We start from the raw sequence: 14,241 nt of genomic DNA, 5'->3' as shown, positions 1-14,241 counted from the left end.
GTTGCAAGCCTATAAAAACAATTCACTTCTCTATCACTCACCGTATTTTAGAAAATATAGAAAAACAAGCCCTTTGCATAAGCAAAAGGCTTGTCATACGGAACTTTATTTTTTCTTCGATAACCAATCAGCTACTTTAGCGGCTTGATCAGCTGGAACGATATTGGCAGGCATATTTCCTTTTCCTTTCGAAAGAATTTCTTTAATTTCATCTTTTGAAAGTTTTCCACCAATTTTTTGTAAATTAGGTCCTACTGCCCCTTGTAACTGATCACCGTGGCAGCTCGTACAGCTTTGCTTCACAATATCCTCTGGTTTTGATGCTGTTTGTGCTGGCTTCCCGCCATTTTTTGCATCAGCTAACTCTTTAGATTTATTTAGCCCCTGAAATGAAAATACAAACATAACGATAATACCTAATGCTGCAATAAGAGCGAACGGAATCAGCGGATTACGTTTCATATCTCTTCTCCCCCCTCTATACCCCTAAATAGTTAGATGATTCAGTCATTTATATTGTACTTGAAAACGCTCTATCAGAAAAGAGTAAACTACCAATCGTTAAAAATATTCCATAAATTCAGTTTATTGTTTTTTATTGTTATATCGCTTATTATTTCGATAATTATTAACGTTTCTCATCATATTTTTCACTTTTCTACATATATTTTTGTATAGAATACACAAAATTAATCGAAAAATCGAAAAATGAGCATTTGCAAATCAAAAGACAATTCTGTAAAATAAATTACAAGAAATTGTAATCGTTGCTGATAGCTAAAGTTTAACAAAAGTTAACAAAATAAAAAAGTTTACTTCACAAAGGTGAAGTAAACTTAAAGGTAGCCTATTCTAAGAAATCCTTAAGACGCTTACTACGGCTTGGATGTCTTAATTTACGAAGTGCTTTTGCTTCAATTTGACGGATACGTTCTCTCGTTACGCCGAATACTTTCCCAACTTCTTCAAGCGTACGAGTTCGTCCATCATCTAAACCAAAACGAAGACGTAGAACATTTTCTTCACGATCTGTTAGTGTATCTAACACATCTTCTAATTGTTCTTTTAGCAATTCATACGCTGCATGGTCCGCAGGCGATGTTGCTTCTTGGTCTTCAATAAAATCACCTAAATGGGAGTCATCTTCTTCACCGATCGGTGTTTCAAGAGAAACTGGCTCCTGTGCAATTTTTAAGATTTCGCGTACTTTTTCTGGGGCAAGATCCATTTCTTCACCAATCTCTTCAGGAGATGGTTCGCGTCCTAAATCTTGTAGTAATTGACGTTGTACACGAATTAACTTATTAATCGTTTCAACCATATGAACTGGGATACGAATTGTTCGTGCTTGGTCTGCAATCGCACGTGTAATCGCTTGGCGAATCCACCAAGTTGCATACGTACTAAATTTGAAACCTTTACGATAATCGAACTTTTCAACCGCTTTAATTAGACCCATATTCCCTTCTTGGATTAAGTCTAAGAAAAGCATACCACGGCCCACGTAGCGCTTTGCAATACTTACTACAAGACGTAAGTTTGCTTCTGCAAGACGACGTTTAGCTTCTTCATCGCCTTCTTCAATACGCGTTGCAAGTCGAATTTCTTCTTCTGCAGATAGTAAATCTACACGACCAATTTCTTTTAAATACATACGAACGGGATCATTGATTTTAACCCCAGGTGGTACACTTAAATCATTAAGGTCAAATTCTTCTTCCGCTTTTGTAATTTGGCGATTATTAGGACCTTCGTCGTTATCATTGTCACCAACTAAGTCAATCCCTTGTTCACCTAAATATTCATAGTATTCATCCATTTGATCGGATTCAATTTCAAATCCATTCATGCGTTCTGCAATCTCTTCATATGTAAGAACGCCACGTTTTTTTCCGAGCTCAGTGAGTTGTTCTTTCACTTGCTCAAGGGTCATTTCAGTTTCAATTTGTTTAGAACGAGCTGGTTTGTCAGCCATCTGTTCCCCTCCTTACGCGAGATACAAACATTCATTATACTAAAAATTTATCAAAAAAGCTATTTTCTCGCTTTTTGATTTTGTAAATATGCTACATAATACTTAGCAGCCTCTACAGGATCTGTTTTTTCCATTTGTTTTACCTTAAAGATGATTTCCATCTTTTCAAGTTTTTCTTGATGACGGCTGAGCGTCTCCAAATGGCCTTGTAACACTTCTTCTGTGTATTCTGGATTAATAAATTCATCCGTCGAAATATCAGTGATAATATTTTTCAACTTCTCATCAGAGAGCCAACTTAAAAATGTTCCGACTGAAGGTTCATTTCCCTTTTCATAATATGCGTATAGTTCATATAAAATCCCTTTATGTTCTTCTGTATGAAAATCTTCTATGTGGGATTCCATACGAACAGCCACTTCTGGACTTTGCAACATATGATAAATAATTTCTCTTTCTGCCCTTTCAAAACCTGTTAACTTCGGTTTTGTTTGAACAATTTGAGACGGCTTAGAAACCTGCTTTACTTGTTTTTGCTGTACCTTTTGTTCTTTGCGATATTGGTGCAATTGATTCAAAAGAGTTTCCATTGAATACGAAAATTCTTGCGATAATGACTTCAAATATGATTCTGCCTGCATCGCATCCTGTAGCAACGATAACTCTTTTAAAACACTTTTCACATATTCTTCTTTGCCAGACTCATCTTGCAAATTTTTCCCTAAACGCAAATAATTTATTTTAAAACCAACAAAACTTATACTTGATTTCACAAGATTTTCAAAAGCAGTTGTCCCATATTGTTGCACATATTCATCAGGATCAAGCTTATCTGGCAAGGATGTAACTTTCACTTGGCAACCAACTTTTAGCAATAATTGCCCTGCTTTCATCGTTGCTTCTCGCCCTGCTTTATCACCATCATAGCAAAGAACAACAGTTTCAACGTTACGTCGCAGAAGTTTTGCTTGTTCTTCAGTTAAAGCTGTTCCCATTGTCGCGACAGCTTCTTCCACACCACTTTTTACCGCAGCCATTACGTCGGCATACCCTTCAAAAAGGACCACTTGCCCACGTTTTCTAATAAACGGCCTCGCTTGGTGGAAGTTATACAACAATTTACTTTTATGAAAAATCGGTGTTTCAGGGCTATTTAAATATTTCGGAGTGTCATCTCCTAATGCCCTTCCACTAAACGCTATCACTTTACCTTGTAACGTATAGATTGGAAACATAACTCTTCCACGGAAGCGATCATAATGACTACCATCCTTCTCGCTTCTTATGAGAAGACCAGCTTGTTCCATACTAGACAGCGATAAACCTCTTTTTTGTAAAATTTTCGTTGCTGCATCCCAAGCAGGTGACGCATAACCAATTTCAAACTTCTCAATCATCTCTTTCGTAATACCACGTTTTAACAAATACGAAAGTGCTTCATTTCCTTCTTCTGTATTTACTAATAAATGATGATAATACTTTTTCAAAAGTTCATGAGCCTGTTGCATGATGACAGTGTCATCAGATATGTCTTCTTGTTGTCCTTGCCCTGATGTATACTCCGCAACCGCCATTCCATTTCTTTCACCTAGCTTTTGAACAGCCTCGGTAAAAGCCAATCCTTCCATTTTCATTAGAAAGGAAAATACATTTCCACCTTCTCCACATCCGAAGCAATGAAAAATTTGCTTATCAGATGAAACAGAGAATGAAGGAGAATTCTCACCATGAAATGGACAAAGGCCAAAATAGTTACGCCCCTGTTTTCTAAGTTGAACGTATTCACCAATCACTTCTACAATATCCGATGACGTCCGAATCTGTTCAACAACTTCTTCGGGAATTCTGTTCCCCATAAATCCATCTCCGTGTCGTATTTTGTATTCGATAAAAATTAAAAAATTCCTTTATAATTCGACAATATTTTTTCTAAACTTATTAGAAAGTGTTGTCGATCACGTTATCAAACGATTTTGTAGGCCCTTTTCTGCGTAATTTCGCAGATACGTACCTACTATATAAAATTGTATCCATTTGCTCACCTGTTACAAATGTACCTCCTGGAGACAATACATATACACTTTTTACAAGAAGACTAGCAAGCACCATATCCTATGTGATCACGAGATCTGTTTTTTTGCATGTTGATACATATAAAAAATCAACTGTAGCTTATTCAGTATCTACATAGATCCAATTTCCCTTGCTACTTCCTTAAACGATGAGCATACGATGTGACAAACAAAATTTCGACATGAACTTTCGTTCCAACTTGCACAATTTTCAGCATTCACAGGCTATGCATCTGCATCAACTAATACGATATTGATGTTTTGCATATTTCTGTATTCTACATCCCTTCTGCGAATCCTTCCATAATGTGCGTTTTCTTGTATAGATTTTGTCGATTTAACGTAATTACATGTCTTTTCGTAAATCCTATCCCTAGTTTATTCTGAAAAATTAAAGTCTAAACGTAAAATATAGGTTTTTATCACAATTTTTTATTATAATATATTTTCTTCAACTACGCTACATATCCCTTTATTTTTTCATCTTCTATTTCAGGATAACGAAACCCTGCCTTTAGCATAATAAAAAGACAGAAGAATATAAGTATAACCACTCCGCTATAATCTATTACGAAATCAACAGGTATTGTGTTTCTCACGAGCGAAAAAAGCACATTCACCTTTGGTAAATGTGCTAAAACAATTTTTGGTTTTGCACTGCATTCACAATAATGTTGGCTGTTTCTTCAATCGCTTTATTCGATACATCAATTACTTGACAATTTATTTTACCAACTACATTCTCAAAGTGATCAATTTCTTCTTTAATACGATTAATATTGGCATATGTTGCACCATCACTTAGTCCAAGTGATTTCAATCGCTCTTTTCGAATATGATTCAACTTCTCTGGCGTAATTTTCAAACCGAAGCATTTTTCTTTAGCCACTTGATATAACTCTTCAGGCGGATCTACTTCTGGTACGAGCGGTACATTAGCAACTTTCAAACGTTTGTTATGAGCTAAATATTGAGAAAGTGGTGTTTTTGATGTGCGCGAAATCCCAATCAACACGATATCTGCTTTTAAAATACCACGCGCGTCTCTACCATCATCATACTTTACAGCAAACTCAATCGCTTCAATCTTTTTAAAGTATTCTTCATCTAATCTACGAACAACACCCGGCTCATATCTTGGTACTTGCCCTGTAATTTCTTCAATTTGATCGATAAGAGGCCCGATAATATCATATGCCTCTACGCCTTCTTTCGCAGCCTCTGTCACTAAATACTGACGCATGTCAGGCTTTACTAACGTAAAACAAATAAGCGCTTGATTGCTCTTAGCAATCGAAATCACTTCTTTTAATGTCCCTGTATCTTCTACATACGGTACACGTCTAATATCAGGAGCAAATGGGAATTGCCCCATCGCTGCTCGAACAACCAAATCAGCCGTTTCTCCAACAGAGTCAGATACGACATATACGATTTTATTATCCATTATATTACCTCACTTTAAACAAATTACACTTATTCGTTATTTACTAAGTTTACAAACGCACGTGTAATATTTGTTTTTGTAATTCGTCCAATCACTTCTAAACCTTGCTTCGTATCTTTCACAACCGGCATCGCATCAATCTGTCTTTCTATTAATTCCATCGCAATATCATATAAAGAATCCTCTCTACGACACATCGCAATGTTTGGCATCCTTGTCATGATAATATTAACCGGAAGAGAGGTTAAATCCTGCTTTCCAAGGCTAGCTCTTAATAAATCTTTACGAGACACAACACCAACTAATAGAATCGCCTGATCTACAACAAATAAGGTACCTACGTCCTCTAAAAACATTGTACAAATCGCATCGTATACTGATACATTTTTATCAATTACAGCTGGTCTAGATTGATAATCTTGTACTTTAATTTTCTTAACAGCCTCAGATAATAGCTGCCCCCCGGTTTTACCCGTATAAAAATAACCTACGCGTGGACGCGCTTCTAAATAACCAGCCATCGTTAAAATTGCTAAGTCTGGTCTTAGTGTTGCACGTGTTAATCCTAATTGCGCAGCAATTGACTCCCCTGTAATAGGACCGTGATCTTTTACAATCTGAATGATATGTTCTTGCCGTTTATTCAGCTCTATGATAATCACCACCTTTAATGCACAACGAAAAAAGTTATACTATCTCTTAAATATTATATACTAAATATGCTATTTGAAAAAGATAGGATGTAAAAAGGACCGTATACGGCCCCAAATTATATTTGAAACTTATCAAGTTGTTCTAAGAAACGTCTTGACTTCAAATAAATCCCGCAATATTCATCATAATATGTATTCAATACTAAACGTATTTGTTTTTTTGTGCTATCCTTCACCGATACATTGCCAAGTCTATGTAAATCAAAGTGGTAGAAAAGACGTAATAATTTATGAACAGCTTCCCCCACTGGTATACGATACTGGTCTTGCTCAGCATGACGCGAGCACAGAAAACCGCCTTCCCGGACAGAGAAGGCGACAAAATCTGTTTCTTGATGACAAATCGCACATGTATCAAAGTACGGGCGCATCCCTAATACCGGAAGCATTTTCGTTTGATAAATTAATGATAATACTTCTGAATCAACACCCTCACACATATAATGCAACGTTTGATATAACATTTCAAATAAATATGGATTATGTTTTTTATCTTCTGTTGCTTTATCAGTTAACTCAACAATAAATGATGCATAAGCAGTTAAAAATATATCCTCGCGAATTTCTTTCATAGTTGAAATAATCTCGCCTTGTTGCAAAGTTCCAAGTCCAGATCCCATTTGAATAAGAAAATTACCATGGGTCATAAGTTGCGAAACAGATGCTAACCGGCTTTTCGGTTTTTTCGCTCCTCTTGCCATTGCACTTACCTTACCCAATTCTCTTGAGAATATTGTAACAATCTTGTTCGTTTCTCCGTAATCTGTCGTACGGATAACGATGCCCTCAACTTTTTGAAACATGTTCGTCACCATCCAAGGTTTGAACAAAACGGGTCAAGAAATTGGAGAGTCTAGATGCGCTAGCTCCTCTTCATGTTGATCCATCTCATCGTTTACGTCTTTTTCCATTTCTTTCAAAAGCAAGTACGTTTCAATGCTTCCTGTTTTGGAGAAAAACTTCCAGGTAAAATCTAGCATAAGAATCCACCTTTCTCAATAAGCGTAGCCTATAAACCAATTTCCTTTGTTGTTATTAAATTGACCCATTTTGTCCATTTTCATGTGAGAAAAATTTTTCCTAATTTATCAAAACTCATAAAAACCAATAATCAGCGGATGAACAAAACATCCGCTGATTACAGCTTTACTCTATTTTAGTACTCGTCTTCGCGGAAACCAAGGTCACGAAGCTGAGACATTTTATTACGCCAATCTTTTTGCACTTTTACCCATACTTCTAAAAATACTTTAGAACCAAGTAATGCTTCAATGTCAAAACGAGCTCGCTTACCGACTTCTTTTAACATCTTTCCTTGCTTACCTATAATAATTCCTTTTTGTGATGCACGTTCAACAACAATCGTTGCGTTTATATAAACCGCTCCGCCCTCACGTTTTTGAATTGCATCAATAACAACCGCTACAGAGTGCGGCACTTCTTCACGTGTTAAATGTAATACTTTTTCACGAATAAGCTCTGAAATAATAAATCGCTCTGGATGATCCGTTACTTGATTATCTGGGTAGTATTGCGGTCCTTCTGGTAAATACTTTTTAATTGTTCCAATTAAAGCATCCACATTATTGCCGTCTAATGCAGAAATTGGTACAATCTCTGCAAACTCATATAGTTTACGGTATTGATCAATTAACTCTAATAATTGCTCTGGATGAAGTTGGTCAATTTTATTAATTACTAAAAATACTGGTTGTTTCGTTTCTTTTAATTTCTCAATAATGAATTCCTCACCGCGACCAAATCCTTCAACTGCATTGACCATAAACAGAACAATATCAACTTCTTTTAATGTCGTTTGAGCCATCTTCACCATGAAGTCGCCTAATTTATGTTTAGGTTTATGTATTCCTGGTGTATCAATGAAAATTACTTGTGAATCATTTTCTGTATATACGCCTTGAATTTTATTACGAGTTGTTTGTGGCTTATCACTCATAATGGCAATTTTCTGGCCGATAATACGATTTAAAAATGTAGATTTCCCAACATTCGGTCTGCCAATAATAGAGACAAAACCTGATTTATAACCTTTTCTATTCATGTAAATCCTCCGCTAAAAATGCTCCTGGTAACAATTCTCCGACTGTCGTCTCTTGAACGTCACCATGTAAATTTGATAGGTATACTTTCGTATCCTGTTTACATAATTCTACCATAACTTGTCGACATGCTCCACAAGGAGGTACTGGACGCTTTGTATCCGCCACAATCGCGATAGCTACAAACTCTTTATCTCCTTCAGAAACCGCCTTAAATAAAGCTGTTCTTTCTGCACAGTTACATAAGCCATATGATGCATTCTCAACATTACATCCACGATATACTTTTCCATCCTGTGTTAATAATGCTGCACCTACTTGAAATTTAGAATATGGTACGTACGCTTGTTTACGCGCTTCGATTGCTTCTTGAATTAATTGTTTACTATTCATATTCCCGCATCCTTCCTGTCCACAGCTGTGAATAGATACACTCTCTCATTAAAGGCCTTTACGGCACTTTCAAAGCTTCATAAAAGCTTTGGAATGCAACTATACCACATACGGCAAAAAGATAATAGCACCAATTATAACGGCTATTATCGCAAACAATAAAACCGATCCGGCTGCGACATCCTTTGCAATTTTCGCAAACGGATGTATATCGGTAGTCGCTAAATCTACTGTTTTTTCCACAGCCGTATTTACCATCTCTAAACTCATTACAATTCCTATTACAATAAGTAATACGATCCACTCTACTTTCGTAATATGGAAATAAAAGCCGCAGCATATAACAATGACTGCGGCTACATAATGAATTTTCATATTGCGTTCATGACGAAGACAAAAGAATATACCTGCTATAGCATATCCAAAACTATTTATAAGTTTTCCTTTTTTCATCGACCTAATCCAAATGCCTCTAAAATTTCTTTTTGTCTTCCAAACATTTCTTTTTCATCCTCTTCTGTCATGTGGTCATAACCAAGTAAATGTAAAAAGCCATGTAACGCTAAAAAGCCAAGTTCACGATCAAAAGAATGTCCATACTCTTCAGCTTGTTCTTTCGCTCTCGGAATAGAAATAATAAGGTCACCTAACATACGAGGCATCTCTGCACCTACAATTTCCATTTCTCCTTCTCCCATTTCTTCCATAGCAAAGGAAATGACATCAGTAGGCTGATCCTTATCTCGGTAATCACGATTAATCTCGCGAATGCGTTCGTTATCTACAAATGTCACTGATAACTCCGCACCATCCTCTATTTTTTCCATTTGAGCTGCTTTTTCTAATATCTCACGAATTAAATTCACATATTCTTCTTTCACTTCTTCTGTTTCATCAATGAAATCAATTAATAAACTCATTCTTTCTCCTTCTCTTCCGGTGGTTCCGGATATGTAATACGCGAATGGAAAATACCATTTAACGTTTCACATAACGTTTTTCCAACGATTTGTAGTTCCTTAAACGTCAAATCACATTCACTAAATTGCCCATCTTGCAGGCGATCTTTAATAATACTTTGTACTAAATTATTAATTTGATCTGGCGTTGGGTGATTCATAGAACGTACCGCCGCCTCAACACTATCAGCAATACCAACAATTGCCGACTCTTTAGAAGTTGCTTTTGATCCCGGATAGCGAAACATCTCTTCTGTATATTTTTCTTTATCTTCTTTAATCGCCTTATAATAAAAATATTTAAGTAATGTTGTACCATGGTGTTGTCCAGCAATATCGATAATTTCTTGCGGAATATGGTATTCTTCGAGCATTCTGACTCCATCTGTTACATGAGCAATGATAATATCTTTACTCGTCACAGGATCTAATTTATCATGTGGATTTTCAATTCCCATCTGGTTTTCAATAAAAAATTGCGGTTGTACTGTTTTTCCTACATCATGATAATACGCCCCTACACGTGCTAATACACCATTTGCTCCAACCGCTTCACACGCTGCCTCAGAAAGATTCGCTACCATTACACTGTGGTGATACGTTCCTGGCGCTTCTAACAAAATTCTACGTAAAAGCGGATGATTCGGACTTGATAGTTCCATAAGCTTCATGCTTGATACAATTCCAAGTCCACTCTCTAAATACGGTAATATCCCCATAGCCAAAACGGATGAGATAATTCCTGAAACGGAAGCCATCAATAATTGCGTTCCAATTTCAAGAGGTGAAAAATTCCCATTACGTAATAATAATAACGCCGCTAAGACGACCACATTTAAGATAGAAACGAGTATACCAGCTTGCAAAATCATCGTACGACGATTTTTTTCTCTTAAGAAAATACTTACTGATAATGAACTTAACAACACATAAATACCTACACTATAATTCAGTGTACTTGTTACCCCTTCATTAAACATAATACTTCCGCACACAGAAAAAATCATACTTGTTAAAAATACAAATCGGTCGCCAATCATTAGTTTTACAAGTATTGTTCCCATCGCAACCGGGACAACATACGCAATTCCTGCATATTCAAGCTTTTGAAACAAACTAATCGTTTTCATTAAAACAATCGTGATAGATAAAATTGTAATATACGCTAAAATATACGGTCTATCTTCTCTTTTACGCTGTAAAAATACTTCAAACTGCTTATGCATAAAGTACAGTAACACACCAATGAGCACTGCTAATCCAACATAAGGCTGAAAACTATTACCTTTCTCTAATAAACCGACTAATTTCAACTGATTATACATATCACTTGAAATTGTTTCACCTTCTCTAACAATAACTTGTCCTTGAAGAATATAAACAGGTGGAATTAAATCTTCTTCCGCTTTCTTCTTCTCTTTCGTTACAGCCGGATCATAAAAATAATTTGCTGTAATCGCATATGATCCTAGCGCGTTCACAGCTTCCTTCAATCCACTATTCACATTGAGGCTTTTCATTTCATTAACAAATCGCTCTTTTGCTGCTATTTCTTCGGACATTTTAATATTTCCACCCATAATAACACTAATAGACGTTAGAGCCGCGTTCTTTGCTAATTCTAATTGATCTGGTTCTGCATTAATAAAATATAATAAATTCTCATCAGATAATTCCTTTGTTAAATTAGATGGCAACTTCTTCTTCAATTTTTCTAATTTATTTGCATCGGTCATCTTTTTTTGCTCTTCAGGTCCAGCAGCTTTCATCTCTTGAATTGCTTCATTTACCTTAGCAAAAACATCATTTACAATATCTACTCTATTTTGTTTATATTCACTTCTATATGTATATTGATCTCCAACTTTTTGAGCGGCCTCTTGTTTTTTTCTGTCCGTTATAACCTTATCTTCAATTTTAATAGGAGAATGAATTGTTTTTTTTGCAATAGAATACATATCAACATCTAATTGCTCTGGTTTTACATTATTCATAAGTGCAAAAAACAGCACTGCTCCTAATAAAACGTAAGAAATCCAACTTAGTTTTTTCGAATGTTGTAAATTACGAAACCACTTAGAAATTTCTTCAGATCTTAACATGATTTCAATACCTTCTCCTCTCCAGAAATAAAGTGAAACTATTTATAGCTTTCATTTCTTCTAGCCAACAATACTTTTAAGTAACATTTTGATACACCAGCACCTATAGTTTATTTCTCTTATCTTTTATGATAGTAAAAAATATGCCGTTCGCCAACCTTAATACAAAAAGAAATGATCCTGACAAATAGGATCATTCCATTTTATCATATGCCTCAATAATACGTTGCACCAGCGGATGCCTCACAACGTCCGTTTGTTCTAATGTAATGAATGAAAGACCTGATACACCAGATAAAATGTTAGAAGCTAGCGAAAGCCCTGATTTTACCCCTTTTGGTAAGTCTACTTGTGAAGGGTCCCCCGTAATAACCATTTTAGAACTAAAACCTAATCTAGTTAAAAACATTTTTATTTGTGCACCCGTTGTATTTTGCGCTTCATCTAAAATAACAAATGAATCATCGAGCGTACGCCCTCTCATATAAGCAAGAGGTGCAATTTCAATTACCCCTCGCTCCATCATACGTTGCGTATATTCTTGTCCAAGAATATCGTGCAAAGCATCATACAATGGACGTAAATACGGATCTACCTTCTCTTTCAAATCTCCTGGTAAAAAACCTAAACTTTCTCCAGCTTCTACAGCCGGTCTCGTTAAAATAATTTTCTTTACATACCCTTGCTTTAAAGCTCTCACAGCCATTACTACAGCTAAGTATGTTTTCCCAGTCCCAGCAGGTCCCATTCCAAATACAATATCATTCTTCTTCATTGCATGAATATATCTTCTTTGCCCCATTGTTTTTACACGAATGGATTTACCTTTTGCCGTTTTAAAGATTTCTTCTTCATATAACTCTTCAAATTGAGCAATTTTCCCTTGTTGTGCGAGCTGAATTGCATACGCAACATCTCTTTCTGTAATTGTTATACCTTTTCGAATAACAACAAGTAATTGCTGTAAAATTTTTTCTACGAGTGTCACAGTTTCAACTGCTCCAGATGCATGAACAGTTTCACCTCTAGTTACAATCGATACATTCAATTCCCGTTCAATTACTTTCAAATGAGCATCATTGACTCCAAAAAGAGCGATTGCTTCGTTAGCATTTTCCAATTGTTGGTTCATTTCTACTAATTGTTCTGCCATTACTCAGTCTCCTTGAATATCGGATTCGGATATTGGTTGTGGCTCTGCAATATTTTCGATCACAGTATAATGCAATGTGACTTTTAGTTGATCCGCCTCAACCTCTTTACTCAAAATCTTATCACTTACAATCATAGCATGTTCATCCAATTTTTTCTTTAGTTCTTTTTCAGCCATCTCTTTCGCTACTTTCATTGCCTGTTTTTCTGTATATTCCCGATTCGCTTCTTCCTCTTCTCGTACAATATCTTTTTCATACGCGATCGGCAGTGTAAAACCAAATAGTTTCACATCGTGTTTTACACTTTCAGTACGAGAGCGTTTATACTTATCATGTTGAAATCCCCATATTTTTATTTTCGCACTCCCAAATGTAAGGTAATGCTCATTATATGCATTGCCAGTATATACTTGAAATTGCGTCTTTAGTGGTACACTCACCTCAGATGTGTACCATGTTTCTCCATATACAATACCTTTCGCCGAAACAATCGTCGGACTCTCCTCATTACCGTATATCCCTGATACGAGAAGCTGTCCTTTTTCGACATGGTCATTTTTCAAGACAACTGGTTTTCCTACTTCAACAAATGTTTTTGTCACAATCGCTTCTTTTTTTGCAACTAAATTTTGCGGTCTTTGTTCCTTTTCTTTTTTCGGCTCGTTTTTTTCAACAATTTTAAAATGGTACGTCGTTCCTCTTATTTCTAATCCCGCCCAAGTAATCGCATTAATATTGTCTGTCAAATGACGTTGTACATCTTCTACATTAGGCATTTGGAATTGTAATTTTCCTTTTTTAATACCCATTTTGTCCAATTCTTTCATCAATATATATTCTGTTTCAGGTTTCGCTCCTGTAATTTCAATTTTCCAAACCATATTGGATAATGCAATCATGCCAAAAAAGAAAATTAAAAAACCAATTAAGAATCCACTATTTTTAATTAAACGTTTATTCAAAAAAGGAAAACCGTAACGCCCAATAAAATATAGTTTACATTCATTTTTTCTATAAATTGGTTTTATTTTCTTCACATCTCGTAATAACATACAAAAAACTAACGTTTCATCAGCAATCTTCTTAACATCCCAAACTAATAATTTTCTACGTACACATTCGTTAACGAACCGTTCCGCTCCTCTACCTTCAATTCGTACTTTTACATATCCAAGCCATTTTATAAACCATTTATTTTTCATCTACTATCTCCACTACCTTTCCAAAAGTATACACACTACTTTTTTCACTTTAATTAGCAAAATAGCTCGTACGAAAATAAAATAAAGAGTTCTACCACCCATAAATAGCGAGATAAACTGAATAGTAAGGTCAAATCACGAAAATAACGAAGAAAAACTTCACA

15 protein-coding genes are annotated in these 14,241 nt (G+C 35.7%); all 15 read right to left on the bottom strand.

Annotated features, from left to right (window positions below):
• Positions 1 to 105: 105 nt before the first annotated feature.
• Positions 106 to 462, bottom strand: a complete 357-nt coding sequence (cccA, locus tag QCI46_RS05860) for a cytochrome c550 (protein ID WP_000828141.1) — start codon at positions 460 to 462, stop codon at positions 106 to 108.
• A gap of 385 nt (positions 463 to 847) precedes the next feature.
• Positions 848 to 1,975, bottom strand: coding sequence for an RNA polymerase sigma factor RpoD (rpoD, locus tag QCI46_RS05855; protein WP_000764061.1), 1,128 nt, complete (start codon positions 1,973 to 1,975; stop codon positions 848 to 850).
• Between the two features lie 59 nt (positions 1,976 to 2,034).
• On the bottom strand, positions 2,035 to 3,831 hold the full coding sequence (gene dnaG, locus QCI46_RS05850; RefSeq protein ID WP_000528234.1) for a DNA primase: 1,797 nt from the start codon (positions 3,829 to 3,831) through the stop codon (positions 2,035 to 2,037).
• 82 nt (positions 3,832 to 3,913) lie between these two features.
• On the bottom strand, positions 3,914 to 4,084 hold the full coding sequence (locus tag QCI46_RS29870) for a DUF188 domain-containing protein (RefSeq protein WP_179862445.1): 171 nt from the start codon (positions 4,082 to 4,084) through the stop codon (positions 3,914 to 3,916).
• A 597-nt stretch (positions 4,085 to 4,681) separates the two neighbouring features.
• On the bottom strand, positions 4,682 to 5,494 hold the full coding sequence (locus tag QCI46_RS05840) for a pyruvate, water dikinase regulatory protein (protein ID WP_000368941.1): 813 nt from the start codon (positions 5,492 to 5,494) through the stop codon (positions 4,682 to 4,684).
• A gap of 29 nt (positions 5,495 to 5,523) precedes the next feature.
• Positions 5,524 to 6,156 (bottom strand): transcriptional regulator CcpN, encoded by a 633-nt coding sequence (gene ccpN / locus QCI46_RS05835; RefSeq protein WP_002077328.1) that lies wholly within the window; start codon positions 6,154 to 6,156, stop codon positions 5,524 to 5,526.
• A 107-nt stretch (positions 6,157 to 6,263) separates the two neighbouring features.
• Entirely contained in the window at positions 6,264 to 7,010 is a 747-nt protein-coding gene (gene recO, locus QCI46_RS05830) for a DNA repair protein RecO (RefSeq protein ID WP_070169124.1), read from the bottom strand.
• A gap of 33 nt (positions 7,011 to 7,043) precedes the next feature.
• Positions 7,044 to 7,187, bottom strand: coding sequence for a YqzL family protein (locus QCI46_RS05825; protein ID WP_000883924.1), 144 nt, complete (start codon positions 7,185 to 7,187; stop codon positions 7,044 to 7,046).
• A gap of 176 nt (positions 7,188 to 7,363) precedes the next feature.
• Positions 7,364 to 8,269 (bottom strand): GTPase Era, encoded by a 906-nt coding sequence (era, locus tag QCI46_RS05820; protein ID WP_001080239.1) that lies wholly within the window; start codon positions 8,267 to 8,269, stop codon positions 7,364 to 7,366.
• Positions 8,262 to 8,660, bottom strand: a complete 399-nt coding sequence (locus QCI46_RS05815) for a cytidine deaminase (protein ID WP_001086294.1) — start codon at positions 8,658 to 8,660, stop codon at positions 8,262 to 8,264. Before QCI46_RS05815 ends, era begins: the two co-directional genes overlap by 8 nt.
• A gap of 99 nt (positions 8,661 to 8,759) precedes the next feature.
• Complete coding sequence (locus QCI46_RS05810) at positions 8,760 to 9,113, bottom strand: diacylglycerol kinase family protein (protein ID WP_149213020.1); 354 nt, start codon at positions 9,111 to 9,113, stop codon at positions 8,760 to 8,762.
• Positions 9,110 to 9,580, bottom strand: coding sequence for an rRNA maturation RNase YbeY (gene ybeY, locus QCI46_RS05805; protein ID WP_000054689.1), 471 nt, complete (start codon positions 9,578 to 9,580; stop codon positions 9,110 to 9,112). Before ybeY ends, QCI46_RS05810 begins: the two co-directional genes overlap by 4 nt.
• Positions 9,577 to 11,721 (bottom strand): HD family phosphohydrolase, encoded by a 2,145-nt coding sequence (locus tag QCI46_RS05800; RefSeq protein WP_048541521.1) that lies wholly within the window; start codon positions 11,719 to 11,721, stop codon positions 9,577 to 9,579. The genes ybeY and QCI46_RS05800 overlap by 4 nt, the downstream gene beginning before the upstream one ends.
• Positions 11,722 to 11,914: 193 nt before the next feature.
• Positions 11,915 to 12,874, bottom strand: a complete 960-nt coding sequence (locus QCI46_RS05795) for a PhoH family protein (RefSeq protein ID WP_353839778.1) — start codon at positions 12,872 to 12,874, stop codon at positions 11,915 to 11,917.
• Between the two features lie 3 nt (positions 12,875 to 12,877).
• On the bottom strand, positions 12,878 to 14,077 hold the full coding sequence (gene yqfD, locus QCI46_RS05790; protein ID WP_000792473.1) for a sporulation protein YqfD: 1,200 nt from the start codon (positions 14,075 to 14,077) through the stop codon (positions 12,878 to 12,880).
• Positions 14,078 to 14,241 lie beyond the last annotated feature (164 nt).

It is taken from the genome of Bacillus cereus group sp. RP32 (assembly GCF_040459735.1).
GTDB lineage: Bacteria > Bacillota > Bacilli > Bacillales > Bacillaceae_G > Bacillus_A > Bacillus_A wiedmannii.
The sequence above is the reverse complement of the archived record's forward strand: the minus strand, read 5'-3'. Positions and strand labels throughout refer to the sequence as shown.

What these genes read in the sequence shown, in the direction of transcription:
- QCI46_RS05795 (WP_353839778.1), bottom strand. Translation starts at nt 12,874, where the DNA reads ATGGCAGAACAATTAGTAGAAATGAACCAACAATTGGAAAATGCTAAC.
- QCI46_RS29870 (WP_179862445.1), bottom strand. Translation starts at nt 4,084, where the DNA reads ATGGTGCTTGCTAGTCTTCTTGTAAAAAGTGTATATGTATTGTCTCCA.
- yqfD (WP_000792473.1), bottom strand. Translation starts at nt 14,077, where the DNA reads ATGAAAAATAAATGGTTTATAAAATGGCTTGGATATGTAAAAGTACGA.
- ybeY (WP_000054689.1), bottom strand. Translation starts at nt 9,580, where the DNA reads ATGAGTTTATTAATTGATTTCATTGATGAAACAGAAGAAGTGAAAGAA.
- QCI46_RS05825 (WP_000883924.1), bottom strand. Translation starts at nt 7,187, where the DNA reads ATGCTAGATTTTACCTGGAAGTTTTTCTCCAAAACAGGAAGCATTGAA.
- QCI46_RS05810 (WP_149213020.1), bottom strand. Translation starts at nt 9,113, where the DNA reads ATGAAAAAAGGAAAACTTATAAATAGTTTTGGATATGCTATAGCAGGT.
- rpoD (WP_000764061.1), bottom strand. Translation starts at nt 1,975, where the DNA reads ATGGCTGACAAACCAGCTCGTTCTAAACAAATTGAAACTGAAATGACC.
- dnaG (WP_000528234.1), bottom strand. Translation starts at nt 3,831, where the DNA reads ATGGGGAACAGAATTCCCGAAGAAGTTGTTGAACAGATTCGGACGTCA.
- QCI46_RS05815 (WP_001086294.1), bottom strand. Translation starts at nt 8,660, where the DNA reads ATGAATAGTAAACAATTAATTCAAGAAGCAATCGAAGCGCGTAAACAA.
- recO (WP_070169124.1), bottom strand. Translation starts at nt 7,010, where the DNA reads ATGTTTCAAAAAGTTGAGGGCATCGTTATCCGTACGACAGATTACGGA.
- QCI46_RS05840 (WP_000368941.1), bottom strand. Translation starts at nt 5,494, where the DNA reads ATGGATAATAAAATCGTATATGTCGTATCTGACTCTGTTGGAGAAACG.
- era (WP_001080239.1), bottom strand. Translation starts at nt 8,269, where the DNA reads ATGAATAGAAAAGGTTATAAATCAGGTTTTGTCTCTATTATTGGCAGA.
- QCI46_RS05800 (WP_048541521.1), bottom strand. Translation starts at nt 11,721, where the DNA reads ATGTTAAGATCTGAAGAAATTTCTAAGTGGTTTCGTAATTTACAACAT.
- cccA (WP_000828141.1), bottom strand. Translation starts at nt 462, where the DNA reads ATGAAACGTAATCCGCTGATTCCGTTCGCTCTTATTGCAGCATTAGGT.